20 protein-coding genes are annotated in these 23,723 nt (G+C 71.1%); 9 read left to right on the top strand and 11 right to left on the bottom strand.

Annotation, left to right across the window (positions count from 1 at the left end):
* Positions 1–32: 32 nt before the first annotated feature.
* The 4 genes from F9278_RS13055 (at position 33) to F9278_RS13040 (ending at position 3,663) form a co-directional block, all read left to right on the top strand.
* Entirely contained in the window at positions 33–1,253 is a 1,221-nt protein-coding gene (locus F9278_RS13055; protein ID WP_152168476.1) for a helix-turn-helix domain-containing protein, read from the top strand.
* Between the two features lie 91 nt (positions 1,254–1,344).
* Positions 1,345–1,569 carry a hypothetical protein gene (locus tag F9278_RS13050; protein ID WP_193242111.1) on the top strand — a complete coding sequence of 75 codons (225 nt, stop codon included), beginning with the start codon at positions 1,345–1,347 and terminating at the stop codon, positions 1,567–1,569.
* A 217-nt stretch (positions 1,570–1,786) separates the two neighbouring features.
* A complete protein-coding gene (locus F9278_RS46125) occupies positions 1,787–2,005 on the top strand; it encodes a hypothetical protein (RefSeq protein ID WP_193241457.1) in 219 nt (72 codons plus the stop codon).
* Between the two features lie 353 nt (positions 2,006–2,358).
* Positions 2,359–3,663, top strand: a complete 1,305-nt coding sequence (locus F9278_RS13040) for an RNA-guided endonuclease InsQ/TnpB family protein (RefSeq protein WP_152168473.1) — start codon at positions 2,359–2,361, stop codon at positions 3,661–3,663.
* A gap of 668 nt (positions 3,664–4,331) precedes the next feature.
* On the opposite strand, the gene F9278_RS13030 is transcribed toward F9278_RS13040, so the two are convergent.
* Positions 4,332–4,595, bottom strand: coding sequence for a hypothetical protein (locus tag F9278_RS13030; RefSeq protein WP_152168472.1), 264 nt, complete (start codon positions 4,593–4,595; stop codon positions 4,332–4,334).
* A gap of 675 nt (positions 4,596–5,270) precedes the next feature.
* Between F9278_RS13030 and F9278_RS13025 the strand changes: the two genes are divergently transcribed.
* Entirely contained in the window at positions 5,271–5,990 is a 720-nt protein-coding gene (locus F9278_RS13025) for a hypothetical protein (RefSeq protein WP_152168471.1), read from the top strand.
* 146 nt (positions 5,991–6,136) lie between these two features.
* On the opposite strand, the gene F9278_RS13020 is transcribed toward F9278_RS13025, so the two are convergent.
* The 9 genes from F9278_RS13020 to F9278_RS12980 all read right to left on the bottom strand — a co-directional run bounded on the left by F9278_RS13020 (position 6,137) and on the right by F9278_RS12980 (position 18,198).
* Entirely contained in the window at positions 6,137–6,976 is an 840-nt protein-coding gene (locus F9278_RS13020) for an FkbM family methyltransferase (RefSeq protein ID WP_152168470.1), read from the bottom strand.
* Positions 6,973–7,230 carry a Trm112 family protein gene (locus tag F9278_RS13015; RefSeq protein ID WP_152168469.1) on the bottom strand — a complete coding sequence of 86 codons (258 nt, stop codon included), beginning with the start codon at positions 7,228–7,230 and terminating at the stop codon, positions 6,973–6,975. Before F9278_RS13015 ends, F9278_RS13020 begins: the two co-directional genes overlap by 4 nt.
* A complete protein-coding gene (locus F9278_RS13010) occupies positions 7,227–8,144 on the bottom strand; it encodes a hypothetical protein (RefSeq protein ID WP_152173832.1) in 918 nt (305 codons plus the stop codon). Before F9278_RS13010 ends, F9278_RS13015 begins: the two co-directional genes overlap by 4 nt.
* Positions 8,145–8,159: 15 nt before the next feature.
* The gene (locus tag F9278_RS13005; protein ID WP_152168468.1) at positions 8,160–8,933 is read right to left on the bottom strand and encodes a class I SAM-dependent methyltransferase; all 774 of its coding nucleotides are present in this window, start codon (positions 8,931–8,933) and stop codon (positions 8,160–8,162) included.
* The gene (locus F9278_RS13000) at positions 8,930–10,549 is read right to left on the bottom strand and encodes a condensation protein (protein WP_152168467.1); all 1,620 of its coding nucleotides are present in this window, start codon (positions 10,547–10,549) and stop codon (positions 8,930–8,932) included. Before F9278_RS13000 ends, F9278_RS13005 begins: the two co-directional genes overlap by 4 nt.
* The gene (locus tag F9278_RS12995; protein WP_152173831.1) at positions 10,546–14,982 is read right to left on the bottom strand and encodes an alpha-(1->3)-arabinofuranosyltransferase; all 4,437 of its coding nucleotides are present in this window, start codon (positions 14,980–14,982) and stop codon (positions 10,546–10,548) included. Before F9278_RS12995 ends, F9278_RS13000 begins: the two co-directional genes overlap by 4 nt.
* Positions 14,979–15,659: a class I SAM-dependent methyltransferase gene (locus tag F9278_RS12990; protein ID WP_152168466.1), complete on the bottom strand. Its 681-nt coding sequence runs from the start codon at positions 15,657–15,659 to the stop codon at positions 14,979–14,981. Before F9278_RS12990 ends, F9278_RS12995 begins: the two co-directional genes overlap by 4 nt.
* Before the next feature lie 143 nt (positions 15,660–15,802).
* Positions 15,803–16,954: a glycosyltransferase family 4 protein gene (locus F9278_RS12985; protein WP_152168465.1), complete on the bottom strand. Its 1,152-nt coding sequence runs from the start codon at positions 16,952–16,954 to the stop codon at positions 15,803–15,805.
* 266 nt (positions 16,955–17,220) lie between these two features.
* The gene (locus F9278_RS12980; RefSeq protein WP_152168464.1) at positions 17,221–18,198 is read right to left on the bottom strand and encodes a DUF3068 domain-containing protein; all 978 of its coding nucleotides are present in this window, start codon (positions 18,196–18,198) and stop codon (positions 17,221–17,223) included.
* A 429-nt stretch (positions 18,199–18,627) separates the two neighbouring features.
* Between F9278_RS12980 and F9278_RS12975 the strand changes: the two genes are divergently transcribed.
* Both F9278_RS12975 and F9278_RS12970 read left to right on the top strand, forming a co-directional pair.
* On the top strand, positions 18,628–18,828 hold the full coding sequence (locus F9278_RS12975; protein ID WP_152168463.1) for a hypothetical protein: 201 nt from the start codon (positions 18,628–18,630) through the stop codon (positions 18,826–18,828).
* A gap of 3 nt (positions 18,829–18,831) precedes the next feature.
* On the top strand, positions 18,832–20,073 hold the full coding sequence (locus F9278_RS12970; protein WP_152168462.1) for a helix-turn-helix domain-containing protein: 1,242 nt from the start codon (positions 18,832–18,834) through the stop codon (positions 20,071–20,073).
* Between the two features lie 154 nt (positions 20,074–20,227).
* Here F9278_RS12970 and F9278_RS12965 read toward each other — a convergent pair whose 3' ends face one another.
* The gene (locus F9278_RS12965) at positions 20,228–21,544 is read right to left on the bottom strand and encodes an IS4 family transposase (protein WP_193241414.1); all 1,317 of its coding nucleotides are present in this window, start codon (positions 21,542–21,544) and stop codon (positions 20,228–20,230) included.
* Between the two features lie 474 nt (positions 21,545–22,018).
* Here F9278_RS12965 and F9278_RS12960 point away from each other — a divergent pair, with 474 nt between their 5' ends.
* Together F9278_RS12960 and F9278_RS12955 are read left to right on the top strand one after the other, a co-directional pair.
* On the top strand, positions 22,019–22,792 hold the full coding sequence (locus F9278_RS12960; protein ID WP_152168461.1) for an IclR family transcriptional regulator: 774 nt from the start codon (positions 22,019–22,021) through the stop codon (positions 22,790–22,792).
* Complete coding sequence (locus tag F9278_RS12955; protein WP_226966726.1) at positions 22,789–23,721, top strand: SMP-30/gluconolactonase/LRE family protein; 933 nt, start codon at positions 22,789–22,791, stop codon at positions 23,719–23,721. Before F9278_RS12960 ends, F9278_RS12955 begins: the two co-directional genes overlap by 4 nt.
* Positions 23,722–23,723 lie beyond the last annotated feature (2 nt).

Below are 23,723 nucleotides of genomic sequence, written 5' to 3'. Positions count from 1 at the left end.
CAAGTGTCGAAGCAAGGAACTGGAGACCAGTTATGGCCCACACCGTCGACATCGCCGAGTCCAACGGGCAACGCCTCGCCCGCCTCCGCAAAAGGCACCGCTGGACACAACAGCGTCTTGCCCTCGAATCCGGCTACAGCCTCTCGGCGATCCGCCACTTCGAACAGGGCCTGCGCAGCCTCGACCGCGCGGCTGTCGTCCTCGCATTCGCCCAAGCCCTCGACTGCCACCCCACCGAAATCACCGGAGCCCCCTACGTGCCCGCCCAGGCCGACCGCGACGGACAGACCGCCGTCGCCTCGGTAGCCGCCGTACGACGGTCGTTGATGCGCCACGGACGACCGGCCCGACCCACCGATGCAGAAGCCGCCGCTGTGGACTTGGCAGATCTGCGCCGCCGAGTCGCCGAGGCCAACGGTTTCCGGCAGGCCGCGGCCCTCACCCAGTCCGGTATTGGGCTGCCTGGACTGCTGCGAGACCTCCAAGTCGCCGCCGAACTCACCACAGGCGACGAGCGGCGCATCGTATTCGGGCTCCTCGCGTCCGGTTACGAGTGCGCCATGCAGTACCTGTACAAGCTGGGGCACTCCAGCGACGCCACCCTCGCCACCGAGCGCGTGGTCTGGGCGTCCCGCGAAACGGGCGACCCGCTGCGCGTTCTGGCCGCATCCTGGTACGACGCAGGAGAGTTCCTCACCATCGGCGAGCACGACGAAGCCGGCGCCATCATCGACGGCGCGCTCACCGAGCTGGGCACCATTCCGTCGCCCGGCCCGGCGACGGTCTCGCTGAAGGGGGCGTTCCACCTGAAGGCTTCCTTGAACTTGGCTCGGGCGAAAGATTCGGCGGCTGCGGTCCGCCACCTCGGCCACGCCCAGCAGGCCGCCGCAGAACTCGGGGAGGACCGGAACGACTGGCAGCTACAGTTCGGGCCCACCAACGCGGCCCTGTGGTCGGTGTCGCTGCCGGTCGAGCTGGGTCGCGGCAAGGACGCGGTCACCTGCGCGGAGAAGATCCGACTGCCGGCGGACTATTCACGGGAACGGCGCTCCCACTTCTACATCGACTTCGGGCGCGCCTACTTCTACAACGGGCAGCGAGACGAAGCGCTGAGGGCGTTCCTGAACGCGGAGAAGCTGGCCCCACAGGCGACGCGGGCGCACGCCGGAGTGCGGGAGACGGTGGGCACGATGATCCGTACCAAGCGGCGGGGTGAGCTGATGGAGCTGGGTATTCGGCTCGGCGTCGTGTGACACAAGTACTACAGACTGTGGTACTTCGGTTACCCCTTGCCTCCTACCGTCGGTTGAGCTCAACAAACCGTCGAGACCAAGGGGTTACCGCATGCCAGGCAGGGGCCCGAAGCAGCAGACAGTGCCGGAGCCGCCCATTGTGCTCGGGCTCCCAGGTGAGGAGCCCAAGCCGCCGGACGACTGCCAGCGGTGCGCCAGGCTGGCCGCCCAGCGGGCAGCCGCCAAGGCCGGCGGCGACTGGTCACGGGTCTCCGACTGCAACGTCCTGATCCGCGCCCACCACCCCCGACCGCCACGCCGGAAGCGGAGGCGGTGACCATGTACCAGCCAGCGGTGGGCGATACGGTCGAGGACACCAGCCGCGGAAGAGTCGGCAAGGTCATGGACTTCATCGGCCCGTCCGTACAGCTACGACCGATCGGCGGAGGCCGGGAATGGGAAGCCGAGCCGGACAAGCTCCGCTCCCTTCGCCCGCACGAAGTACTCAGCGCGGGCGTGGCAGCCGCCAACGCCCGGTCACGAGGTGAGCGCCCATGACGCCCTTGGTCGAGGCAGCGTACGACGCGCTGCTCACGCATGGCATCGGCTGCCCGGACTGCCGCGCGTTTCGCGACAGGGACGGGAAGGCCACGGGCCAGTGCCCGCAGCTGGACATCCTGTCAGAGCGCTACCGCAAGGCACGGCGCGACGCCCGTACCGGAAGGCGTACGCCCCGGCGCGACGCCGACCCGGCCGGGGCGCAAGGGCCCTGAACCTTAAGCGGCAGTCCCCACGTGAACGCGGCGACACACTCCCTACACGACCCCTGCCCCGTCGGGCGCCGAGAACCGCAGCTCCCACCGGGTCGGCGCTGTCCCCGGGGGCTGCGTTGGCGCGAACGCCCCGTGCCACCTTGCTTGCCAGCCAGGGGAAAGCCGAATCGCCGTCAGGGTGATTCGGCGTCGCGGGACGGCGGTGAGGCCGACCTGGAGCTGTTCGTGGTGGCGGGTTGATGGCTTGGTGGGCGGGGGGCGTCCTGGATCGCGAAAGCATTGCCGGTCACTCTCACGGGTGATGTTGGTAGAAGGCGTGGGCGGGTGAGGAACGGGGTGTCTAGGTTCGTGGCATGTCACGTTTCCGGATGTATCCGTCGCCCGCGCAGGCCGAGCGGATGCTCACGCACTGCGCGCACGCGCGGTACGTCTGGAACCTTGCCGTTGAGCAGCACTCGCACTGGCGCCGGTGGCGCAAGTGCGCGCCCGGATTTGCGGAACAGTGCCGCCAGCTCACCGAAGCCCGGCGAGACAACGAGTGGTTGGGCGCCGGGAACGTGGACGTGCAGCAGCAGGCCCTGAACGACTTTGCCAAGGCCAAGAACGCCCGCTTCACCTCCGGATTCGGTGAGCCGACCTGGCGCAAGAAGTTCCGCCACGAAGGCTTCCGCGTCATCGGCACCGGGCGCGTGCCCGAGTGCAACGAAGACGGATCGCCGAAGCTGAACGCACAAACTGGCAAGCAGGTGATGGGCCGCTCGGTCGTGGTGCAGAAGTTGAACCGGCGGTGGGCGCAGGTAAAGGTGCCCGGATGCGGCTGGGTCCGCTTCCGCCTCACCCGCGTCGGGCTACCCGATGCCAAGACGTTCCGGGTCACCTTCCGTAACGGGCAGTGGCACATCGCGTTCGCGGTCGTCCCCGAACCAATCATGGCACCCGGTACCGGTGAGGTCATCGGTATCGACCGGGGTGTGAACATCACCGCTGCCTTGTCGGACGGGCGGAAGCTGAACTGCCCCCAGCTCACGACCAAAGAGCGGGCGCAGATCCGCAAGCACCAGCGGCGCGCTGCACGTGCCCCAAAGGGCAGCCCGGAGAAGACCGCCGAATACGCCAAAACTGCCCGCCTCAAAGCCCGCGAAGCCGACCGGCGTAAGGACTGGTGCGAGAAGACCAGCACCATGCTCGCCCGCTCGTACGACCGTGTCCGGTTCGAGAAGCTGAATATCAAGACGATGACCGCCAAGGCCAAGGCGAAGCCCGACCCCGACGATCCTGACCAGTACCTCAAGAACGGCCGAGCGGCCAAGGCCGGGCTGAACCGGAGCATCCTCGCCCAAGGGTGGGGCCTGCTGCGGCAGCGCACCGGAGACAAGGCCCCCGGCCGGGTCGTAGACGTTCCCGCTCCCTACACCAGCCTGCGGTGCAGTGCCTGCGGTTGGATCGACAAGAACTCGCGCAAGAGCCAAGCCGAGTTCGTCTGTTCCTCCTGTGGCTTCGCCTGCAACGCGGACACCAACGCCAGTATCAACATCGCGGCAGGACAGGGCGGGATCCCCCGCCCCCGGCGGACAGCCGGTGCCGGAGGGACGACACCCCGCAAGGGGTCGAGCGTCCGTGAACCTCAACCCAACCGGGTTGGAATCCCCCTCTTTTGAGAGGGGGAGGATGTCAAAATCCGGAGCTGGTCGAGGACGGCCTGTGACCTTCAGAGGTTCACGGCGCTGATTCTTCAGCGGTACCGCTTCCACTTGTTCACGCACCGTTCGACCGCGTTGCGTTGACGGTGCTGAGTCTTGTCGAAGGCTGGTGGCCTGCCGCCGGAACGTCTGCAATGGGCCCGCTGGTCGTCGGGCTGCGCGAGGGTGGCTTTGATGCCGCGCCGTCGCAGGTAGGCGCGGTTGTCGCGGCTGGAGCAACGGGCGGACCCGGTAGTCGGAGAGCAGATGGACCTTTCTGGTCAGCCCGCCCCGTGAGCGCCCCAACACCTCGCGCCCATCGGCCTCCTCATGGGACCGCCCTCTTTTGCGGGTGGTCGGCCGGGTGCTGGCGCGGCGCTCCGGCCGGGTGCTGATGCGCCTGGCAGGAGGTCGAGTTGATGTTCACGGCCCACTCCCGCTGCCCGCCCGGCCCGCCGTTGCCGGGCAGAAGAGACTCGATCCTCTGCCACAGTGCGTCCGTGACCTCGTGTCGCCGCACCATACGAACGTCCTGCCCGGCAACCCCCCAGATCCACCCAGCCCACCAAAAGCCGTCAGAAACGGCCTAGACCTCGGCGCCCTCTTCTTCCGTGGCGCCCTTGGTGTAGTCATCCACCCACCGCAGCTCATGCCTGCAATTGCCGGTGGCGTGGCCTGCCTGGGTTGAGGCACTGGAAGCGCCAGTAGCCGCTTACGCCACCGACGTAGGGCGGCCGGGACGGGGGGCTGGAGAGACTGGACCTGTCGTCCTGATCCGCAGTGGCTACGTTGAGGATGCGGGCGACCTCAGCAAGGATGCCGCCGGACTCCTCGCCCTCGTCGTCGGTCGCAGCTGCGGTCGTGCGGGTGTGAGCGACGGCGATGACGCCTCCGACCACGGCAGCAGCCATGCTGAGCACCCTCACCTTGCTGACGGGCCCGAGCTTGTTCCGGGCGTCACTCACGCGCCGCCGCAGCAGCTTTCGTCCGCCGTCGCCTTCTGGCGGTGAGCCGGATGGCGGTGCGGGCGATCGTGGGTCATCAGCCATGTGTCGCCCTCGGCGGAGAGCTGCCAGGACCGTCCATTCTGGCAGTCAGAAATTCCACCGGCAACACCGGTCGGCAGCCGTTCCTCACCCTTGGTCGACGACCTTCTATGGAAGCCCAACGAGGGAACGAATCACAGTCGTCGACTTGCTCCGAGCCCGCTGAACTGGAGCCTGACGAGCGTGCCGCGCTCGACTACGGCGTGACCGTGCGGCTCGATCAGGGCTAGCCTCTGCACGTCAGCGCCTCCCCTTCCGTGCACCGCCAACTCCTCGCCCTCCGCCAGCCTCTCGATGGCGGAGGGCGCCCCGGCGGTCTCGGACCAGCGCAAAGCCCGCCGTGAGTACGAGAACCGTGCCAACGCCCTCGCCAAACCGGGGCATGATCGTTCTCGATATCCTGCACGGTGGTTTCACTGGCAGGAGTCCGGGGCCGAAGTGCGATGAGGGCGGATCTTTTCATGCCAGGCCCCACGTTGGTATATCTGGGGGCAGTAGGGGGTGGCTGGCCACTTCCACCGTCCTGGAAGGTCGGGAATCTTGAATACCGCACCCATATGCGGTTACTGCCGTCAGATCGTCGAACTCCGGAGCGGGATCGTCATCCCGCATTGGAGGGAGGATTTCTCTTCTTCCTTGTGTCCTTCCTCCTACCGCGAGTCCACCCGTGTTCGCTGGCTGAGGGGCGAGAAGTTCGAGCGCTACCAGCTTGAACAGGCGGCGAAGGCGACCCGACGACGACAGCAACTTCGGACAACCCACGACGTTGCCCGCCGCGCCATGAACCTCTACGACGACGACCCGGTTCCAGCGCCGAGATTGCTCCCCATGCATGAAGGTCGCCGCTACGTGGCCGTCATGCTTCCCGGCTCGGGCCCGGCGGATGTGTGGCTCCCGGGTAAGAATCGGGGGGAACAGCGGCGCTTCATCGGCCGCTTCCTTCCGAGCACACATGGCCTCAGGTGGAACGAGAAGCGGGGCTGCTGGAGCGTGCCGACCCGCCACTTCCTCGAATTGGCTCGGCATCTGCTGCGCTACAACCAGGTGATCATGCTTGGGCGTGAGTTCAACCCGTTCGAAAAATGCAACGGGGCCTGTCGGCACGCAACACGCCCCGACTGCCAGTGCTCATGCCGGGCGGAGTACCACGGCAAAGGGAAATGGAAGGCGGGATGGATCGAGGTAGATGAGTTCGACACCGACTACCACGGGGACTCTTGGCACTGGACCGTCTTCACCCGCGACAGCGACGGACGTTAGCGTGAAGCTCTGAAGGCCACGGACGGCCGCCGTGAACTGGGCGTCTTGGTCGGCCTTCCCGATACCGGTTGTTTCTGGGCACGCCGGAATCGGTCACCGCATAGAAGATCGGCGACCTGGAGTGCGAGGCGTGCGGACCGGAGGGCCTATCGGGGCCGGGGCGCTTCGCGGAGGACATGCGGTCCATGGTCGCGTACGGCGCCGGACACCGGCGTCGGCTCACCCGGGCGGCGCCCGTCCGGCAGGAACAGCACCGAGTTGACGTACCGGGCCCCGGCGAACGGCAGGACGCGCCGGAGCAGCCCCTGGGACGCCAGATGCGACGTACGGGCCTGGTGGGCCTCCAGGGCGGCCGGGACGAGGGGGATCCAGGTCCCGGCGGGCAGCACCCAGCCGGCGTAGCCGAGGTCGGCCAGGTGGTCGACGACCGGGGCGATCGGCTGGATACGGGCCTCCAACTCGACGAAGAGGGCCGGGCGGTCGCAGGCCAGGATGCCGGACGCGCCGCGCAGCACGGCCATCTCGTTGCCGTCGACGTCGATCTTGATGAACCCGACGTCGGTGAGACCGAGGCCGTCGAGGGCGACGCGGCCGACGTCCAGCGCCCGGCCGTGGATGTCCCGGCGGACCAGGGAGGACAGCCCCCGTCCGCCGTCGTCGCCGGGCGGCAGCCACAGGCGGGCGGTGCCCGGCTCGTCGGAGGCGGCGGCCTGGACGACGCGGACGTTGGCCGGGGCCGAGGAGGCGAGCAGCCGGGCCAGCCGGGGCACCGGCTCGACGGTCACCACCCGCTCGGCCCGTTCCGCCAGCCGCCGGGTCCAGGGGCCGTACCAGCCGCCGACGTCCACCGCCGTAACGCACCAGGGCGGGCACAGCTCGTCGAGCCGGGCCAGCTCCGGTTCGAAGCGCGGGTAGACGAGCCGGGCGGTCGCCGCGACCAGCCGGTCCGGGAGGAGCGGCGCGAGCCGCGCGGCGAGCGTGGTCATGAGCCCGACCCCCTCAGGAGCGCGGAGAGCTTCGCGTGCTCGTCCTCCGTCACCTGTTCCCCCGACGACGGCAGCAGCTGCGGAATGCCGTCGACGATCGGGTAACGGCGGTGCAGCCGGGGGTTGTAGAGCGACTCCGGCGCCCGGTCGGGTTCGGCGTGGTCGGAGCGTTCCTCCTCGTGGACCACCAGGTGCAGGGGCCCTTTGTCCAGCGGGCACGCCAGGATCTGGAGCAACGGGTCATCGGGGTTCATGGAGGGGTCGACTCCTTGGCCGGTGAGGGGGGTCGGTGCGCCGACGGCGCCTGGGTGTCGTGCTTGGGCATGCTCAGCAGTACGGCGACCGCGAGCACCGTGCCCGACAGTCGCAGTGTCAGTCGCAGGGGATCGTCGGGCAGTGACTCGCCGAACGACAGCGTGCCGAGCACCGCCGTGAACAGACAGGTCACCGTCGTGCAGACCGGCACGATCAGCGAGGCCCGGCAGCGCTGCAGTGCCGCCTGCGACATCACCAGCCCGAACGCGCCGGTGAAGAGAAGGAGATACGGGTACGGGGAGCGGAGCAGCCCGACGACCGCGTCGCCGAGGTCACTTGTGGTCAGATGGCTCGACACGCCCTTGATCGCGAGCGAGCTGACGCCGTACAGCAGGCCCACGGCCACGCCGTACTCGACGCCCGTGGTCGGCAGTCGGTGCCGGTGCCGGGCACGCCGCTCGGCCGACCGGTAGAGCCCGACCCCGGCCGCGAGCGCGGGCAGACAGATCGTCAGGACCAGTGCGTAGGGGGCCTGTTGGCTGACCGTGTCGGTGCGTTCGTCCAGCGACAGCACCACCATCAGCAGCGCGGCGAGGATGGCCCCGAGGGCGTACCGCTCCCGGCCGGTGGTCTCCTCGCCGAGCAGCCGCGCGGACAGCAGGACGAGCAGGACCAGCCCGGAGACGAAGATGCCCTGGGCGGCGGCGATCGGCAGGGTCCGGTAGACGGCCAGCTGCGCGGCGAACCCGGCGGCCAGGGACAGTGAGCCGGCGATCCACAGCGGGCTGCCGACCACCTGCCGCAGCAGCTTCAACGGCTCCCGGACCGTCACCTGGGGCATCGCGGTGAGGGCCCGTTTCTCCAGGACGAATCCGGTGCTGTACAGCGCGTTCGCCAGCAGTGCCGCGGCCACTCCCCACCACATCGCCTACGTCCTCCGTGCGTGCAGCAGCAGGATCGACGCCGCCGACGGGGCGGCGCAGACCAGCCGGTCCAGCGGACGCAGCGGACGCGGTACGCCGTGGAAGGGCGCCCCGCGCAGCCGTACGACCTCGAAGCCGGACGCGGCCACGAACTCCCGTAGCGCGCGGGCGGTGTAGAGCCGCAGATGGCCCACGACCTCCGTCCCCGGGCGGCCGTGGATGCCCCGCAGGCTCACCTCCGAGAACACCGGCTGGACGCCCGCGAGAAGCAGGGCGCGGTTGTACCAGGCCGCCAGATTGGGCGTCGACAGCATCAGATGGCCGCCGGGGCGCAGGACACGGCGGATCTCGTCGAGCGCCGAGTCCGGGTCGACCAGGTGCTCGATGACCTCGCTGAACAGCACGGCGTCGGCCGACTCCGACCTCAACGGCAGCCCCCCGTCGGCCAGTTCGCCCCGGATCGCGTACGGGACACGGGTGCGGGCGCGGCGCAGGGCGTCCTGGGACCAGTCGACGCCGATGATGCGGTGGCCGGGGAGCAGGGGCGCGGCGATGGCCGCGGCCGTGCCGTCGCCGCAGCCGATGTCGAGGATCGTGCGGGGGCCGCCGCTTCCGGTCGCCGGTCCCAGGGCCGTGGCCAGCATGCGGGCCTGGGCGAGGCTGCGGGGGGTGCCGGAGGCGACGGGGACGGTGGGGTCCTCGTAGAAGTGCCGAAGTCCCTTGCGCCGGTGATGTGTTGAGGAGCCCGCGCCTGCGGTCGGTGTGGTGGTCGGCGTCACTGGGTGTCCTCTTCCGTCGTGTGCAGATAGTGCTCGAAGAGGTCGCGGAGGTGGGCGCCGTCGCCGTGGCTGAGCAGGGCGCGCGACCAGCGCAGGGCCAGATGGAGGCGGCCGGCGGTGGAGGCGGTCGTGACGGTGAGGCCCCGGGGCATACGGGCGGGGGCCGAGAACCAGACGGCGTGGGCGCGGCCGGCCTCCTCGCCGAAGTCCAGGGCGTAGGGGATACGGCCGATGTTGCTGAGCAGGGTGGTCGAGGTCCAGGGCGCGGCGGCCCGGCGCAGGCCCCGGGTGAGGGCGGCACGCCAGGAGACGGGGACCACCGGGGCGGTCAACAGGGAGGCGCCGTGGCCCAGTTGGGGGCGTGGGGCGGACTTCAGGGCGCGGGTACGGTCCGCCGTGCGCCGCAGGAGGGTGGCGAGGGGGGTGTGGGACTGGTTCAACTCGGCCGGGGCGAAGGGGACTTCGACCAGGCGGGTGCCGTTGCCTATCGGCATGTCCGTGTCCCTGGGGCGGTCGTCCACGGGCATGGTGATGCGCAGGGGGCGGGGGCGGGCGCCGTGTTCCCGGTTCCAGTGGGCGAGCATCAGGGCCGTGGTGACCATGAGCTGGTCGTTCACCGTGTAGGGGGCGGACTTCGGGCGGCGGGGGACCGGGAGTTCGGTGACGAGGAGGCCGTTGCCGGGGGAGGGTTCGGGGGCGCCGGGGGCGACACGTGCCGGGCGGGACCAGTTGGAGGGGGCGTCGGTCTCGGCCGGGGCCGGTTCGTCCTGGGTGGGGGTCGGGCGGAGGGGTGGGGCGGTGGGGGCGTTGTCCTTGCCGCCGTACAGCTCCGCCGCGGTGGCCAGGATACGGAGGCAGGCGGGGCCGTCCAGCGCGGTGTGGTTGATGGTGAGGAAGAGGACGGTGCCGGGGTGCGCTGCGGTGCCGGTGCGTGTTGCGGTGCTGGTGGCTTTCGGGCGCCCGGGGGTGGTGTGGGCCGCGGGGAGATTCCGCTGCTCGGCGGTACGAGGTGCCGCTGCGCCCACCCGTGCCGCCCCAGCCGCACGATCGCCCGCGGTTGGGTGGGGGGTGGTGCGGTCGGCCGCAGTTGGGTGAGGGGCGGTGGCGGCGCGATCGGCCGTAGCGGGGTGGGGCACGGGGACGGCGCGGCTGCCCCTGGCTGTGGTCGCCGCATGCCCCACGTCGTCACTCGCCTCGCTGCCCACCGCCGGGCCCGCTCCCTCCACCACCTCCAGGCGGATCGGGGGTGACAGGCTCAGCGGAGGGGCCTCGACCAACGCTCTCGTGCGGGCGTCCCGCAGGGCGTGCGGGCTCGCCGGGAGGAAGGCCACGACCTCGACCTCGGGCTCCTCGGTCAGCTCCCACTCGTAGCGGCGCCGGTACCACCGCCCCGGAGCCTCCCGCATGAGGATCCGGGGGTGGCGCCGGAGCGCGGCGGTGAACGCGGTGCGCAGTCGGTCGGGGTCGAGGCGCCCCGGGAGGTGGACCTCGATGTGGACGGTCTCGGGCTCCTCCTCCTGGAGGCAGTGCCGGGACACCTCGTCGACCACCGGGAAGGGGATACGGACGGGCCCGTGGGCGGCGTCGTCCCGCGCGGGGTGGTCCAGCGTCGTCATATCGGGCCCCCCTTCCCCGTACCACCGCTTCCCGTGCCGCCGCCGCTGTCCTCCGGCGGGGTCGTCCCGGACTTCGGCTTGCCGAGCGAGATCCGCCGCGTCGGGGTGTCCGGGTCGTTCGGGACGTCCGGATCGCCGTGCGGGGAGCCCGGCCCCCGCGCGGAGATCGTCGGACCCGCCACCGGCCCGCCGTTCGGGGTCCTGCGGCCGATCCGGCGCCGCTGCGGCAGCGGTTCCGTGGGCGCGTGCGCCCCCGGCGGTACCTCGAACCGCCGCGTGGAGCCCGGCCGTTCCGGTGCGGTCACGGCGTCCGCGCCCACACTCACCAGCGCCGCGAACAGCCCGATCAGCGCGAGGAGTTGGGCCACCGGCCCGAACGCGCCCTGGTCCGCCGCGACCGGTTCGCCCGCCCCGACGGCGGCGGCGATACCGGCTCCGGCCAGGGCGAGGAAGGCGATCGGTACGAGCAGGGTGTGCCGTTTCGCGGCGAGAAGGGCGAGCAGCGGGACGAGGAGGGCGAGGAAGCCCGCGATGACGATGCCGACGAGGGTGAGGGCGACCACGCCGAGCCAGAGACCGGGGCCCGGCGGTGTCGGCTGCGGCGCGTCGGGGTTGGGCTCCCGGCGGCGCCAGAGGGCCAGCCCGATCAGGGCCGCGAGGCCCACCCCGGCACCGATCAGCCCGACCTCGTACGTCACCGACGGCTCGTACGACAGCTTGACGGTGCCGCCCGCGCCGCCGGGGATCCGCCAGCCCTGCTGCCAGCCGTCGAGCCGGACCGGGGTCAGCTCACGGCCGCCCAGGGTGGCCTTCCAGCCGTCGTTGAAGTTCTCGTACGTCGTCAGATAGGAGGCCGCGCCGTCGCCGACGGTGACCTCGCGCCGGTCGCCGAGCCAGTCCCGGATGCCCAACTCCCGCCCGGAGGCGGCGGGTTCGGTGACCGTCCCGCGCGTGAGCGTCACCGTGGTGACGGCCAGGGCGCCGGTGTCCTCGGACTCGAAGGTGTGCCGGTCGGCCGCGTCCAGCTCCAACCCGCCGCCCGCCGCGCCGTTCTGGCAGAGCGTCAGGTCGATGGACCGCCGCTCCACCAGGTCCCGTACGGTCCCCCGCGCGCTCGTCTCGTACAGCGTGCCGTCGACCTCGACGACCGGGCCCTCGCCGCACGGCAGCTCGAAGTCCCGGGTCGGGGCGGGCTGCGGGGTGCGGTACTGGTCGAGGGCCGGGACGTAGGCCTCGGTGAGGCCGACCGGGAGTTGCAGATCGTCGTCGGCGACCGGGTTGTGGACGGTCATCGGGGCGGTCTCGGTGACGGTGATGTCGAGCTGGTCGGTGTTGATCGGGTCGAAGCGGACCGAGCCGTTCTCGTCGACGGCGGCGATCACGGCCCCGTCCGGGGAGCTGATCTCGACCTGGGTCGGACGGGCCGAGAGTCCGCCCGCCGGGGCCAGGACGAGCGAGCCCACCGGCCACCTGTCCTTCCAGCTGAGGTGGATGGTCGGGTCGTCGCCGGCGATCCACGCCGTGGTCAGATCACCGTCGGTGAGGTTGCGCGGCGACAGCCCGGCCCCGAGGGAGGCCGTGGACTCGGCGGTCGCCGTCATCCGGGTCTGCTGGTCGGGGGCCACCTCGTACAGCAGCTTGTCCAGCTCGTCGCCCGGCACGGGGACGGCCGTCGCCTTCATCTCGTACGTGCCCGCCGTGGTGGTGGCGAACGTACGGTGCAGTCCGGGCTCGGTGCCGGTCGGGGAGAGACCGGTCGGGTCGGCGGCCCGCTGGAGCGAGATCACCTCGGCGGCGGCCGCCGTACCGTCGGGGTCCGTCGCGTCGGTCGGCAGCCGCAGCATCCGGGTCACCTTGACGCCGGGGATGTCGACCTCGGCGAAGCCCGCGCCGACCAGCCCGGTGTGCCGCTCCGCCGAGTCCAGGATCGTGATCTTCAGCCAGCTCGTCTCACCGGCACGGGCGTTGACGGTCTGTGTCGAGCCGTCGGCCTGGAGGTTCGTGGAGCGCGAGCCCCGCTCGGTCTCCACCCTGATCCGGGTCGGCGCCGACCGCACACCGTCCTGCGGCAGCGGGGTGACCTCGAAGGTCTCCGGGATGTCCTGGGCGTCCTCGAATTCGATCCGCAGCCACTGCCCGTCCGCGGACCCGGCCGCGCCCTCCGCCCAGGCGGTGTCCCGGTCGCCGTCGAAGGCGTTCACCGGGTCGTACTGCGGCAGATGGAACAGCCAGTTGCCGCTGGTGGACGCGGTCACCGACTTGGCGCCGCGCAGCTCGGCCACCGTCTGATGGTCGAGCCCCGACACCGGCAGGATCTGCTTCGGCGGCTCACCGGCGTCCTGCACGCTCCCGCTCGGGTTCCGCTCGTCCGCCGTATACGTGTACGACGTGTTGGCGTTGACCAGGCCGAACCGGGTGTCCGCCCGCCGCAGCCCGTCGCCGACCACCTGGACGGCCGGGGTCCCGAGCCCGGGGTGGTTGTCGCCGGTCAGCACGGTCGCCCGGTCCCGCAGCTCCGGGTCGGCGGCCAGCGGCAGCAGCGACTCCGGGCCGCCGGAGACGACGGCCGTGTCGGCGATCGCCTTCAGCCCGGCCTGCCCGGGACGCGGTACGTCCTCGGCGGGCCGGTAGATCTCCACGGCCCGCTGCCGCGCGTACAGCCCCTCCACCTGGAGCGGGGTGCCCTCGGCGATCCGCCCGCCGGTCATCGTCGGCCCGAGGCCGGTGACCCGCTCGTACCCGGACTGCTCCAGGGTCCGCTTCACGGTCGTCGTCGGCACCGCGCCGAGCTGGTCCGGGTCGAGGTCATTGCGTACGACGACGTAGTACAGCCCGGCCCGGCTCAAGTAGTCGCCCAGGCCCGGGACTTCGGCGCCGGTCAGCAGAGCCTGCTCGACGGCGTCCATCGCGCGCCGGTTGCCGGGCGTGCCGAAGGGGACGTAGTCGCGCTGCGCCCAGCGGGACTCGGCGAGCACATCGAGGGGCTGGTCGACGGTGGTGCCCCAGGTGTAGATGCCGTGCGCGGTGGCCGGCACGACCAGCGCCCGCGAGTCCGGCGAGTACTTCTTCAGCCAATCGGCCGTCGACTGCCAGTACTTGGGCAGCTCCTGGAACGAACCCGGTTGCAGCACCGCCCCGTTGAGATACGGCCACAGCAGCCCGGGGATCACCAGCACGGCCGCGATCAGCGGGGCGAAGCGCCGACCCCGCACCGGGCGGGCCCCGTGCGCCCGCGTGGCCACCGCCACCAGATGCGCGAGCCCGAGGACCAGGGCGAGCGCCAGCCCGGTCTGGAACTTGTAGATGTTCCGGAACGGCACAAGACCCGAGTTCAGCCAGTCCTGGACCACCCCGTGGAAGGGCGCCCCGAACACCCCGCCGTACCCGGCGAGCGTGATCAGCGCGACCACCAGCACGGTCAGCACCAGCCACCGCCGCTCGGGCATGTCCCGCCGCGCCAGCCCGGCCAGCCCCAGCCCCGCCGCCAGCGCCGACGACAGGATCACGATCACGGAGGCCGCGACCGACCACCCGGCAGGCAGCCAGGCCTCACCGAAGTTCAGATACGCCACCCAGTTCCCGGCGCCCCGCAGCGCCTCGGTGGCCGACATGGTGGCCGTCGTGGTCTGTGAACTCTCCACGTAAGGAAGGAAGTTCTCCCCGTGGAAGCCGAGCAGCAGCAGTGGCACCACCCACCACGCGGTCGCCAGGATCACCCCCGGCACCCACCAGGCGATCAGCCGCCGCTGTCTGTTCCCCGGCGTCCGGGTGAGCAGATACAACCCGACGGGCAGCAACGAGGCAAGCGTGGCAGCCGCGTTGACGCCGCCCATGAACGGGATGACCAGCGCCGACCGCAGCGCCGCCACCCGCGCGCCGTACCGCTCGTTCGTCAGCGGCAGCAGCACCCACGGCAGGAACGCACCCGGCAGCGCGGCGGCCGACGTCGACCCCACGACTGTCGTGAACACGGGCCACAGCGCATAGGCGGAGGCGGCGAGCAGCCGGGACGCGGAACTCCCGACCCCCAGCCGCTCCGCCAGCCGCAGCGCACCCCAGAACGCCACCGACACGATCAGCGACAGCCACAGCCGCTCCGCCAGCCACACCGGCAGCCCGACCAGATCGGTCAGCCCGTAGTACGGCAGCATCGGCCACAGATAGCCGACGTACTGGTCCTGGATCCCGCCGAACCCGGCCCGGTCGTGCCACAGCTGGCCGAGGTCGGAGACGAACTGCCAGGGATCGGTGGTGACCCCGAGCTTGGTGTCGAAGGTCTGCCGCCCCGGCTGCGCCGCGACCAGCAGCACGAACACCACGGCCCAGAACCCCAGCAGCCAGCGCCGCGACCGAGGGCCCTCAGGAGGGGGGCCCTCGGTCGTGCCCGGCGGCCGTACCGGCGCGGGAGGTGGAGCCTGGACCGTGCTCGTCATGGTGGACACCGCCGGAGGATGAGGAGAAGGTTCCAGGTGGCGAACTCACGGAGCCCCGGCGCCTTCACGACGGTCTCCGCGAGAAACGGCCAGTAGCGGGAGCGCGCCGACACGACGGTCACGTCGTCCCGGCCGCGCACCTGCCGCAAAGTGCGTCCGATGTGCACGGCGAAGAGGTTCTCGCCGAGGGTGTGCTTGGCGTCCTTACCCGTACGGCGCCGATAGCGGGCCCGCGCCCGCTCCGCCCCCAGGTAGTGCCAGGGCGCCCACTCGTGCCCGCCCCACGGGGACAGCCAGTTCGTGAACGACACATAGATCAGCCCGCCGGGCCGGGTGACCCGGACGAGCTCGCTGATGAACGTCGGCGGATCCGCCACGTGCTCCAGCACATTGGAGGTGAACGTGACATCCGCGACCCCGTCGGCCAGCGGCAGCAGATACCCGTCGGCGACGACGGCCCCGTCCGGAGGCTTCGCCCCCAACTCCCGCAGATCCGGCTCGAAGAGATACGCCTGCGCCCCCCGCCGCCGGAACTCCTCGGTGAAGTACCCGCTCCCGCCCCCGACATCGACCACGGTCAACCCGTCGACGGCCCGACCCCCGTAGGCCTCGACCTGATCCACGGCATCCCGCGCGAGCAACGCGTAGCAGTACTCGGGATCGTCCTGCTCCCGCATGAAGGCCCGGAAGAGGGTGACGGACCGCCGAAAAGAGGGATCCTTCAAAGCCGCCGCCCCACTGAAGGGGCGCGGGGAACCGCGCGACAAGCCACGAACGACCCGCAGCCGCCAACGATCGTTCGAGGCACCCCATTTGGCGCTCAAGGAGACCAACCCCGCACAGCCTCCGCAGCCACCGCCCCGAACTGCCGCACAGTCCGATCCCACCGATAGTGCGCGGCCCGCTCCCGCGCCGCCTTCCCCATCAGCACCCGCCGATCGGTCGACAACGCGAGCGCACACCACGCCGCCGCGAAGGACGACTCCCCCCGGGCCAGCACACCCGTCTCCCCGTCGACGACGGAATCCCGCAGCCCCGGCACATCGAAGGCCACCGACGGTGTCTCCCGCACGGCCGCCTCCGTGACGACCAGCCCCCACCCCTCCACGGCCGACGGATGCAGCAGCAGCCAGGCCGCGCACAGCAGCCGGTGCTTCTCCTCCTCGGTCACATGCCCGGCGAACTCGACGCCCGCCCCGGCCATCGCCTCCAGCCGCGCCCGCTCGGGACCGTCGCCGATGATCACGAGCCGTCCGCCGGTGACCGGACGCACCCGCTCCCACAGTCGCAGCAGCAGATCGATCCGCTTGTACTCGACGAGCCGGCCCACCGCCACGAACAGCGGCTCGGGCGACCGCTCGGCGCGCGGCCCGGGTTCCTCGACCCCGTTGTGCACGACCCGTATCCGTTCCCGGTCCACACCGATCGCCCGGAGCGCGCCGGCCGTGGACGAGGAGACCGCGACCATGAGGTTGCGCCGCTGCGCGGCCGTCAGCGACCAGTGTTCGAGTCTTCGGCCGAGGCGCGCGGCCGGCGCCAGCGCACCGCCGAACCGCAGCTGCCACAGATCCGTGTGCACATGGTTGACCAGGCACATCGTCGGACCCTGGTGCCAGAGCGGGGCGAGATAGGGCATGCCGTTGCACACCTCGACGAGGAGGTCGCAGTCGCCGACCTGACGGGCGAAGGCCGACTTGGCGCGCAGATGGTGGCTCAGGTCGCCGCCGGCCGACACGACCCGGTAGTCGCGGTTGGCCGCCGGGCCACCGCAGAGCAGGGTGACCTGATGGCCGAGCCGGGTCAGGCCGTCGGCGAGCCGGTCGACGAGGAGCTCGGAGCCCCCCGCCGCCGGATTACCGAGGTCACGGCGGGCGAGAAAGACGATCCGGCGCGGCTGCGGGGGGTCTGCCGACCGGTGCTGGTCAAGGCGTGGAAACACCTCGACCAGCGAGAACGGCACGTGCTGGGGCATGGGTGCTCCAACTCGTCTCGGGGTGCGGAACTCAGCGGGGAGAAGGACGTTCGCTGTGGGGGATGTTCCGGTGGGCGGGGGGTCCGGGTGGGTCTTGCGGGACTCTCGTTCCTCTGGGGCCGTTCCTATGGGGCGGTGGTGGACGGTGTGTGGGTGGGCTGTGTGGGTGGGTCGTGCTCAGGTGGGGTGGACAGTTTTCGCCCAGCGGTTCGAAGCTGCTACTCACCGGCGTGACAATTTCCGGGGTTTATTGAACTGACGCCCTGTCATATCGTGATCGGCTCCTGGGAGGACTCGGGCGTATCGGGGCGGCGCCTGCCGCGTACGACCAAAACGGCACCCGTCACGGCGAGGACGAAACCGACCACGGCTCCACCGATCGGCACCGTCCGCCCCACCAGCCGCAGCAGTCCGCTGTCCTTCTCCGCCTGGTCCACCGCGAACTTCTGCGTCGCCGAGGTGAACGAGAGCTTCCGGCTGTCGAGCAGCACCGCCGCGTCCTCGTCGCCGCCGGGTGCCCTGAGGGTGCGGCGCGGCCCGGTCCGCGCGTACAGCACACGGCCCGTGCTCTGGTCGACGACCAGTTCGAGACCGTGGTTGGCGTACCACTCCTCGGCCAGCACCTGCGGCCGGGCCGGCTCGTCGACGAGGGCGCCGGGGACGAGCCGGGTGCCGGTCTTCGTGGCCGGAACCTTCGCCGTGAAGCGCAGCCCCTCATAGCCCCGGATCTTCTTCCGGCCCTCGTAGTGGAGGGTCACCGTCGCGCCCAGCGTGTTGTCCCACCAGCGGTAGGAGCGCTCCTGCACATCGAAGGGGAACTTCAGGTACGCCTCGCCCTCGATGTACGGCGTCTCGTCGCAGCAGTGCACCGGCCGGTTGGTCTTCCGGTCGCTGACCCAGCGGTGCGGGGTGAAGTCCAGCGCGTCGTGCGGGTCGGCCGCCGGCAGCGACTTCTTGGTGTCGACCGAGGTGATCACGTCCCACACCGCGGCCCCGCTGCGCTCACTTTCGGCCACATCGCCGCGTACCCGCTGGGTCACGGTGATCTCCTGGTCCGGCACGGTTTTCACCTGCTCCACGTCGAAGACGCTGCCGGTGCCGGTGTAGACGGCGGTCGTGTCGATGTCGATCGGATTCACGGCGGCCCGCGGCTGCACGTACCAGGCGAGCAGCGGCGCCAGGACCAGCAGAAACGTGCCGAGACCCAGCAGGACGAAGGCGAACGGTGAGGCTGTACGGCGCATCCGGGCACTCCAGGGGGCGTTGGGAGGTGCGGCTCGGTCGGGCGCGCGGCGGAGGCGACGCCCAGGGGAACGTGCGCGTGCGGACGGTGCTGCGCAGGGGGCTGAGCGTGGGGCTACGTATGGGCCGGGAACCGTAGGCGGAGTCTTGACGCAGTGTCAATGCATTGCTGACACTGGGCCGGAGCCGACGGCCGGGACGGGGCGTCGGCCGAGGGGACCGCCGGTCGGTCCCGTCGAGGTGCGGGGTGCCCTGGGTGGGGACGACCTGTCGACCGAGAGGCTGACCCTGCCATGTCCAGACTGCCAGGGCGAGTTGCGAAAGTCCCGTCTGCCTGGCGACGCCGGGACCGCGCTCTCGCCACACCGGGCGAACGCCCGGCTGCCCCCGGTCCGGGGGCTTCCGCCGAGCACCCCGAGGGTGCCGAGGGCGTGCGTCCGGCGCCGGCGGTCCCGCCCGCCGGGCGGACCACCACGCTCTCCCGACGCGTCCTCGCCGCCGCGCTGACCATGGTGGCCGCCGCCGCGCTCGCCGTCGGGGCCGCGCTCGGCATCGTCGCGCTGCTCGACGCGACCCCGGAACAGCCGAACACCCCGCTCATCACGTACGAGAACGCCGGTCAGGAGCGCTGAGGGGTGACCGGAGGCCCGGGAACCGTCACCGTCCGCTCCGCCTGGCACGACGTACCGCGGCTCCAGGTGCGCGAGTTCGCCGCGATCGCCATGGCCGAGGCGCCCGCCCTCGCCGAGGAGATCCTGCGCGAGATCCGCCGTGAGTACCCGCATCTGCCCGTCGTCCTCGACGACTCCGGCGAGCCGATGGCCCTCATCGGCATCCGCCGCGCGATCGAGGTCTTCGTCCAGCATCTGGAGATCGCCGAGGGCCGCCCGCGCGTCCCTCCCGGTGTCTTCCAGGAGTTCGGCCGCGGCGAGGGCCTCAACGGCCGCAGCCTCGACTCCCTCCAGGCGATCTACCGCCTCGGCGTACGCCTCGCCTGGCGCCGTTTCGCGGAGATCGGCCAGCGCGTGGAGATCCCGCCGCCCGCGATGTACGAACTCGTCGACGCCGGATACGAGTACCTGGACGGCCTGGTGGACCAGTCGGTGCGCGGCTACGCGGAGGCGGCGGCCCGGCAGGCGGGTGAACGTCTGCGACTGCAACGCAGGTTGATGGAACTGCTGTTGGCCGAGCACCACAGGGGCGACCCGGCCGACGCGCTCACCGAACGCGCCGCCCGGATCGGCTGGACCCTCCCGGAGAAGGTCGCGGTCGGGGTCCTCCTACGCCCCGCCCGCGAGGCCATGGCTCCCGCCGTCGGCCAGGGCGTGCTGCTCGACATGGAGTACGAGCAGCCCCGCATGGTCGTCCCCGAACCGGACGCGGCCGGCCGCCCTGAACTCCTGCACCGCGCCCTGACCGGCTGGTCCGGGGCGATCGGCCCGCCGGTGCCGCTGGCCGACGCGGCGAAGTCGCTGCGCTGGGCGGAGGCGGCGGTACGGCTGATGGAGCGGCGGCTGTTGCCCGGGGGTGAGGTTCTGCACTGCACCGAGCACACCGAGGCCCTCGTTCTCCTCCAGCCCGAGGAACTGATCGACGACCTCGCCCTGCGGTGTCTCGCGCCCCTCGCGCACTGCGGTCCCACGCACGGGCGGCGCCTTGCCGAGACGCTGCTCGCGTGGCTGGAGACGCGTGGGGGTGCGCCGGAGATCGCCACGCGTCTGGGTGTGCATCCGCAAACCGTCCGTTATCGGCTTCGGCAGATCCGGGAGCTCTGGGGCGACGAGATCGACGATCCCGACCGCCGCTTCGAGCTGGAGCTGGTGCTTCGGGCGCAGCGGTTGCGGGGGGAGCTGGGGGATCCGCGCGGGAGGAGGTGAGGGCGCCTGGCGGCTCGGGGGGTGCGGTGCGTTTGCGGCTGCGGGCCCGGTGGGGGCTGGTCGCGCAGTTCCCCGCGCCCCTGAAAAAGCTGGGGCTGCGCCCCGTGCTTTTCAGGCCCCTGCGGGCCTGGTCTTTTAGGGCAAGGCCGTGAAGTTATGGGCTGATCGTCGGCGTCAAGATGTTGATGCTGAGGGTGGCTGTGTAGGTGCGTCGGTCGATATTGAGGCTTTTGTAGGCGTATCGGGACAGGGGTCGTTTCACTGCGCGGGGGCTGATGCGGAGGCGGCGGGCGGGCATGAGGTGTTCCAGGACGGTTCGGCCGATCGTCCCGACGAGGTCGATCGTGGTGCCGGCGATGATGCCCGCGGCCTGGACGATCTGGTCGCGGGCGCATCGCAGGGCAACGCTGAAGCTGGCCCGGTCCGGGTCTGTTCCGGGTGTGGCCCCGGTGGCGTCGGCGATAGCGATCCGCAGGGCCTGGTAGGCGCTCAGCAGGGCGTAGACCTCCTGGGCGATGCCGGGCGGAGTGGTGGAGCGCAGGACCCGCCGGCCCAGCATCGTTTTCTTGATCGCGAAGTAGGCGGACTCCACTTCCCACCGCTCGTGATACAGACTGACCAGGTCGGATGCCGGGTAGCGGTGGTGGTCCAGGAGGTTGGTGGCCAGCCGGTAGAGCCCGGTGCGGCGGCCCTGGCTGGTGGTGACGGTGATCTCGCATTCGATGATGCGGACCTCGAGGGCGCCGAAGCGGGAGAGGTGGGAGCCGTCGCCGAAGCGGGCCAGGACGGGAGGTTTGCGGGTGGCAGTGATGCGTGCGAGGAAGGAGGCTTCGGTGGCGGCGACGGCTGTCAGGAACGCGTTGCCCGAAAAGCCCCGGTCCAGCAGGACGATCATTCCGGCGTGCAGGGAGCGCATGAGCCGCCTGCCGTGTCCGGTCTCTCCCTGGGAGCGCGGTCCGAAGGCGGCATCCAGGATCGCCCGGGTGCCACAGGCCACCAGCGCGGTCAGGCAGATCTGCGGGTAGCCGGCAGTTCCGAACCGGTTGGACCCCTTGCCCAGACGGGCCCGGTGCGGCGGGCTGTCGGGAACGTCGAGGTAGGTGCCGTCGATCGCAACGGCCAGCAGGCCCTTGAAGCGGGCGCCGCGGGTGCGGATCACCGTGGCCGGCCCGCGCAGCAGATCGAACAGGGCCCGCATGGGCCGCACGCCCAGACGCCTGCGGGCGTCCCAGAGCCCCGCGCCGGTGATCTTCACGACCGGTATCGTCTCCAGCGCGGCGGTGAGCCTGCGCCAGACGGCCAGGTAGCCGCAGTCCTCGAACAGGGCCGCGGCCAGCAGCAGGTAGACCACCACCCGGGCGGGAATCTTCCGCAGCCGTTGCTGGACAGCACCGGTCTCGGCAAGGACCGCATCGACCATCTCGAACGGGATGATCCGGGTGAGTTCCCCCAGATGCCCCGGGGCGAACACGCCCTTGGCTACCGTGATTTCCCGCGTGATGACACACTGATCGGACAGCGGAGCCTCCGGTCCTGTGAACGGCTGTCTTGGTCGACTGCCAGTTCTACCGGGGCTCCGCTTCCCACGTTCCAAGAAGCCATAGAACCAGAGCGCACTTGCCAACGCTCCCAAAGCCCTAACTTCACGGCCTTGTCTTTTAGGGGCGCGGGGAACTGCGCGAGAAGCCCCACCGGGCCCGCAGCCGCAAACGCACCCCGCCCCCTGGACGAAGCCCTCGCCGCTCCCGAGGTCCCCGAAGGGGAGGACGCGGCGTTCCCGACCAGGAAAACCCAGGGTGTTCCCGGCCATTGCCCGGTCATGGGCACTATGACTAGCCTGTGTTCGTTATGCCGATCGACAGTTGAAATTTCGAACATCCGCCGTAGTTCGGTTCGCACGCTCGCCGTGGACAGAACGCAGACAGACAGAGGGAGGGGGCCGACCATGGGACGCCTAGTACCTGCCGTGACCCGGGCGCTCGACATATTGGAGCTCTTCCTGGACGGGGACGGCACGCTCTCCGCCCCCGACATCGTGCGCAGACTCCAGCTGCCCCGCACCACCGTGCACGAGCTGGTCACCACGCTCGCCGCCCGGGGGTACATCGTCCAGGTGCAGGGCCAGCCCGGCCGCTACCGCCTGGGAGTCCGCCCGTACCAGCTGGGCAGCCGCTACGCCGAGCAGCTGGACCTCGCCGCCGAGGGCCAGCAGGTGGCCAGATCCGTCGCCGAGACCTGCGACGAGACGGTGCATGTGGCGATCCTGGAGTACACGGACGTCATCTACATCGCCAAGGTCGACTCCACACACGCCGTGCGCATGGTCTCCGCCGCGGGCCGCCGCCTCCCGGCGCACTGCACCTCCGTGGGCAAGATGCTCCTCGCCTCCCTTCCCGAGTCCGAGCTGAGCGCCCGTATCCCGAACGACGCAGACCTGGTCGCCATGACCCCCAACAGCATCACCGACCCGGGCGCCCTGCGCGAGACCCTGGCCCGGATCCGTGAGCGGGGTCTCGCCGTGGAGAACCGCGAGTCCAACCCGGACGTGTCCTGTGTGGCCGCCCCGGTCCGCGACCGCACCGGCAAGGTCGTCGCCGCGCTCTCCATCTCCGTGCCCATGATCCGCTGGAGCGACGAGCGCCGGATCGAGCTGGAGCAGCTCGCCGCCAAGGGCGCCGCGGAGCTGTCGGAGCGCCTCGGCCACCGGTCCATGGCATGAGCGCGCACACGGCCCGCACGGGTCACACGAGTCACGCGGGTCAGGCGGGTCAGGCGGGTCAGGCGGGTCACGCCGGGTACGAGGTCGCCGTACGGGAGTACGCGGCCCTCGGCGAGGGCCCCACCTGGGACGCCGCCGCACAGCGCCTGATCTGGATCGACATCCTCGGCTCCCGGGTCCACACCTACGACCCGGCCTCCGGCCGCCGCACGGTCCTCGTCACCGAGCAGCACGTCGGCGCGGTCAAGCCCCGCGCCGGCGGCGGCCTCGTGCTGAACCTGCGGGACGGCGTCGGCCTCACCGACCCCGACGGCTCCTTCCGCTGGCTGCACCACGAGCCGGTCCCCGGCCGCCGCGCCAACGACGCCGCCGTCGCCCCCGACGGCTCCCTCTTCGCCGGCACCATGCGCTACGACGAGGCGCCGGGCGGCGGCACCCTGGCCCGCTTCACCGCCGACGGCCTGGCCTCGACCGTCCTCGACGACGTCGCCGTGAGCAACGGCACGGGCTGGAGCCCGGACGGCCGGCTGATGTACTACATCGACTCCCCGACCCGCCGTATCGACGTCTTCGACTACACGGACACCGGGGACGGCGTCCGCCTCCCCGCCAACCGCCGCCCCTTCGTCACCGTCGAGGACGGCGCGGGCTTCCCCGACGGCCTCACCGTCGACGCCGAGGGCTGTGTCTGGGTCGCCCTCTGGGAAGGCGCCGCGGTCCGCCGCTACACCCCCGCCGGCACCCTCGACCGCACCATCCCCCTAGCCACCCCCCGCCCCACGGCCTGCGCCTTCGCCGGCCCCGACCTCACCGACCTCTACATCACGACCGCCCGTACGGGCACGGAGACGCCCCATCCGCTGTCCGGCTCCCTCCTGGTGGTCCCGGGCGCGGGGAAGGGCCTGCCCCAGCCGGTGTTCGCGGGCTGACC

Source organism: Streptomyces phaeolivaceus (genome assembly GCF_009184865.1).
In the GTDB taxonomy this organism is placed as follows: domain Bacteria; phylum Actinomycetota; class Actinomycetes; order Streptomycetales; family Streptomycetaceae; genus Streptomyces; species Streptomyces phaeolivaceus.
Note: the sequence above shows the minus strand (reverse complement) of the source record. Positions and strands in the feature narration are given on the sequence as shown.

Bases quoted from the DNA above. Each gene is read 5' to 3' on its own strand.
- F9278_RS13055 (WP_152168476.1), top strand. From the start codon at position 33: ATGGCCCACACCGTCGACATCGCCGAGTCCAACGGGCAACGCCTCGCC.
- F9278_RS12960 (WP_152168461.1), top strand. From the start codon at position 22,019: ATGGGACGCCTAGTACCTGCCGTGACCCGGGCGCTCGACATATTGGAG.
- F9278_RS13015 (WP_152168469.1), bottom strand. From the start codon at position 7,230: ATGAACCCCGATGACCCGTTGCTCCAGATCCTGGCGTGCCCGCTGGAC.
- F9278_RS13020 (WP_152168470.1), bottom strand. From the start codon at position 6,976: ATGACCACGCTCGCCGCGCGGCTCGCGCCGCTCCTCCCGGACCGGCTG.
- F9278_RS13050 (WP_193242111.1), top strand. From the start codon at position 1,345: ATGCCAGGCAGGGGCCCGAAGCAGCAGACAGTGCCGGAGCCGCCCATT.
- F9278_RS46125 (WP_193241457.1), top strand. From the start codon at position 1,787: ATGACGCCCTTGGTCGAGGCAGCGTACGACGCGCTGCTCACGCATGGC.
- F9278_RS13030 (WP_152168472.1), bottom strand. From the start codon at position 4,595: ATGGCTGCTGCCGTGGTCGGAGGCGTCATCGCCGTCGCTCACACCCGC.
- F9278_RS12995 (WP_152173831.1), bottom strand. From the start codon at position 14,982: ATGACGAGCACGGTCCAGGCTCCACCTCCCGCGCCGGTACGGCCGCCG.
- F9278_RS12955 (WP_226966726.1), top strand. From the start codon at position 22,789: ATGAGCGCGCACACGGCCCGCACGGGTCACACGAGTCACGCGGGTCAG.
- F9278_RS13040 (WP_152168473.1), top strand. From the start codon at position 2,359: ATGTCACGTTTCCGGATGTATCCGTCGCCCGCGCAGGCCGAGCGGATG.
- F9278_RS13000 (WP_152168467.1), bottom strand. From the start codon at position 10,549: ATGACGACGCTGGACCACCCCGCGCGGGACGACGCCGCCCACGGGCCC.
- F9278_RS12990 (WP_152168466.1), bottom strand. From the start codon at position 15,659: ATGCGGGAGCAGGACGATCCCGAGTACTGCTACGCGTTGCTCGCGCGG.
- F9278_RS12980 (WP_152168464.1), bottom strand. From the start codon at position 18,198: ATGCGCCGTACAGCCTCACCGTTCGCCTTCGTCCTGCTGGGTCTCGGC.
- F9278_RS12985 (WP_152168465.1), bottom strand. From the start codon at position 16,954: ATGCCCCAGCACGTGCCGTTCTCGCTGGTCGAGGTGTTTCCACGCCTT.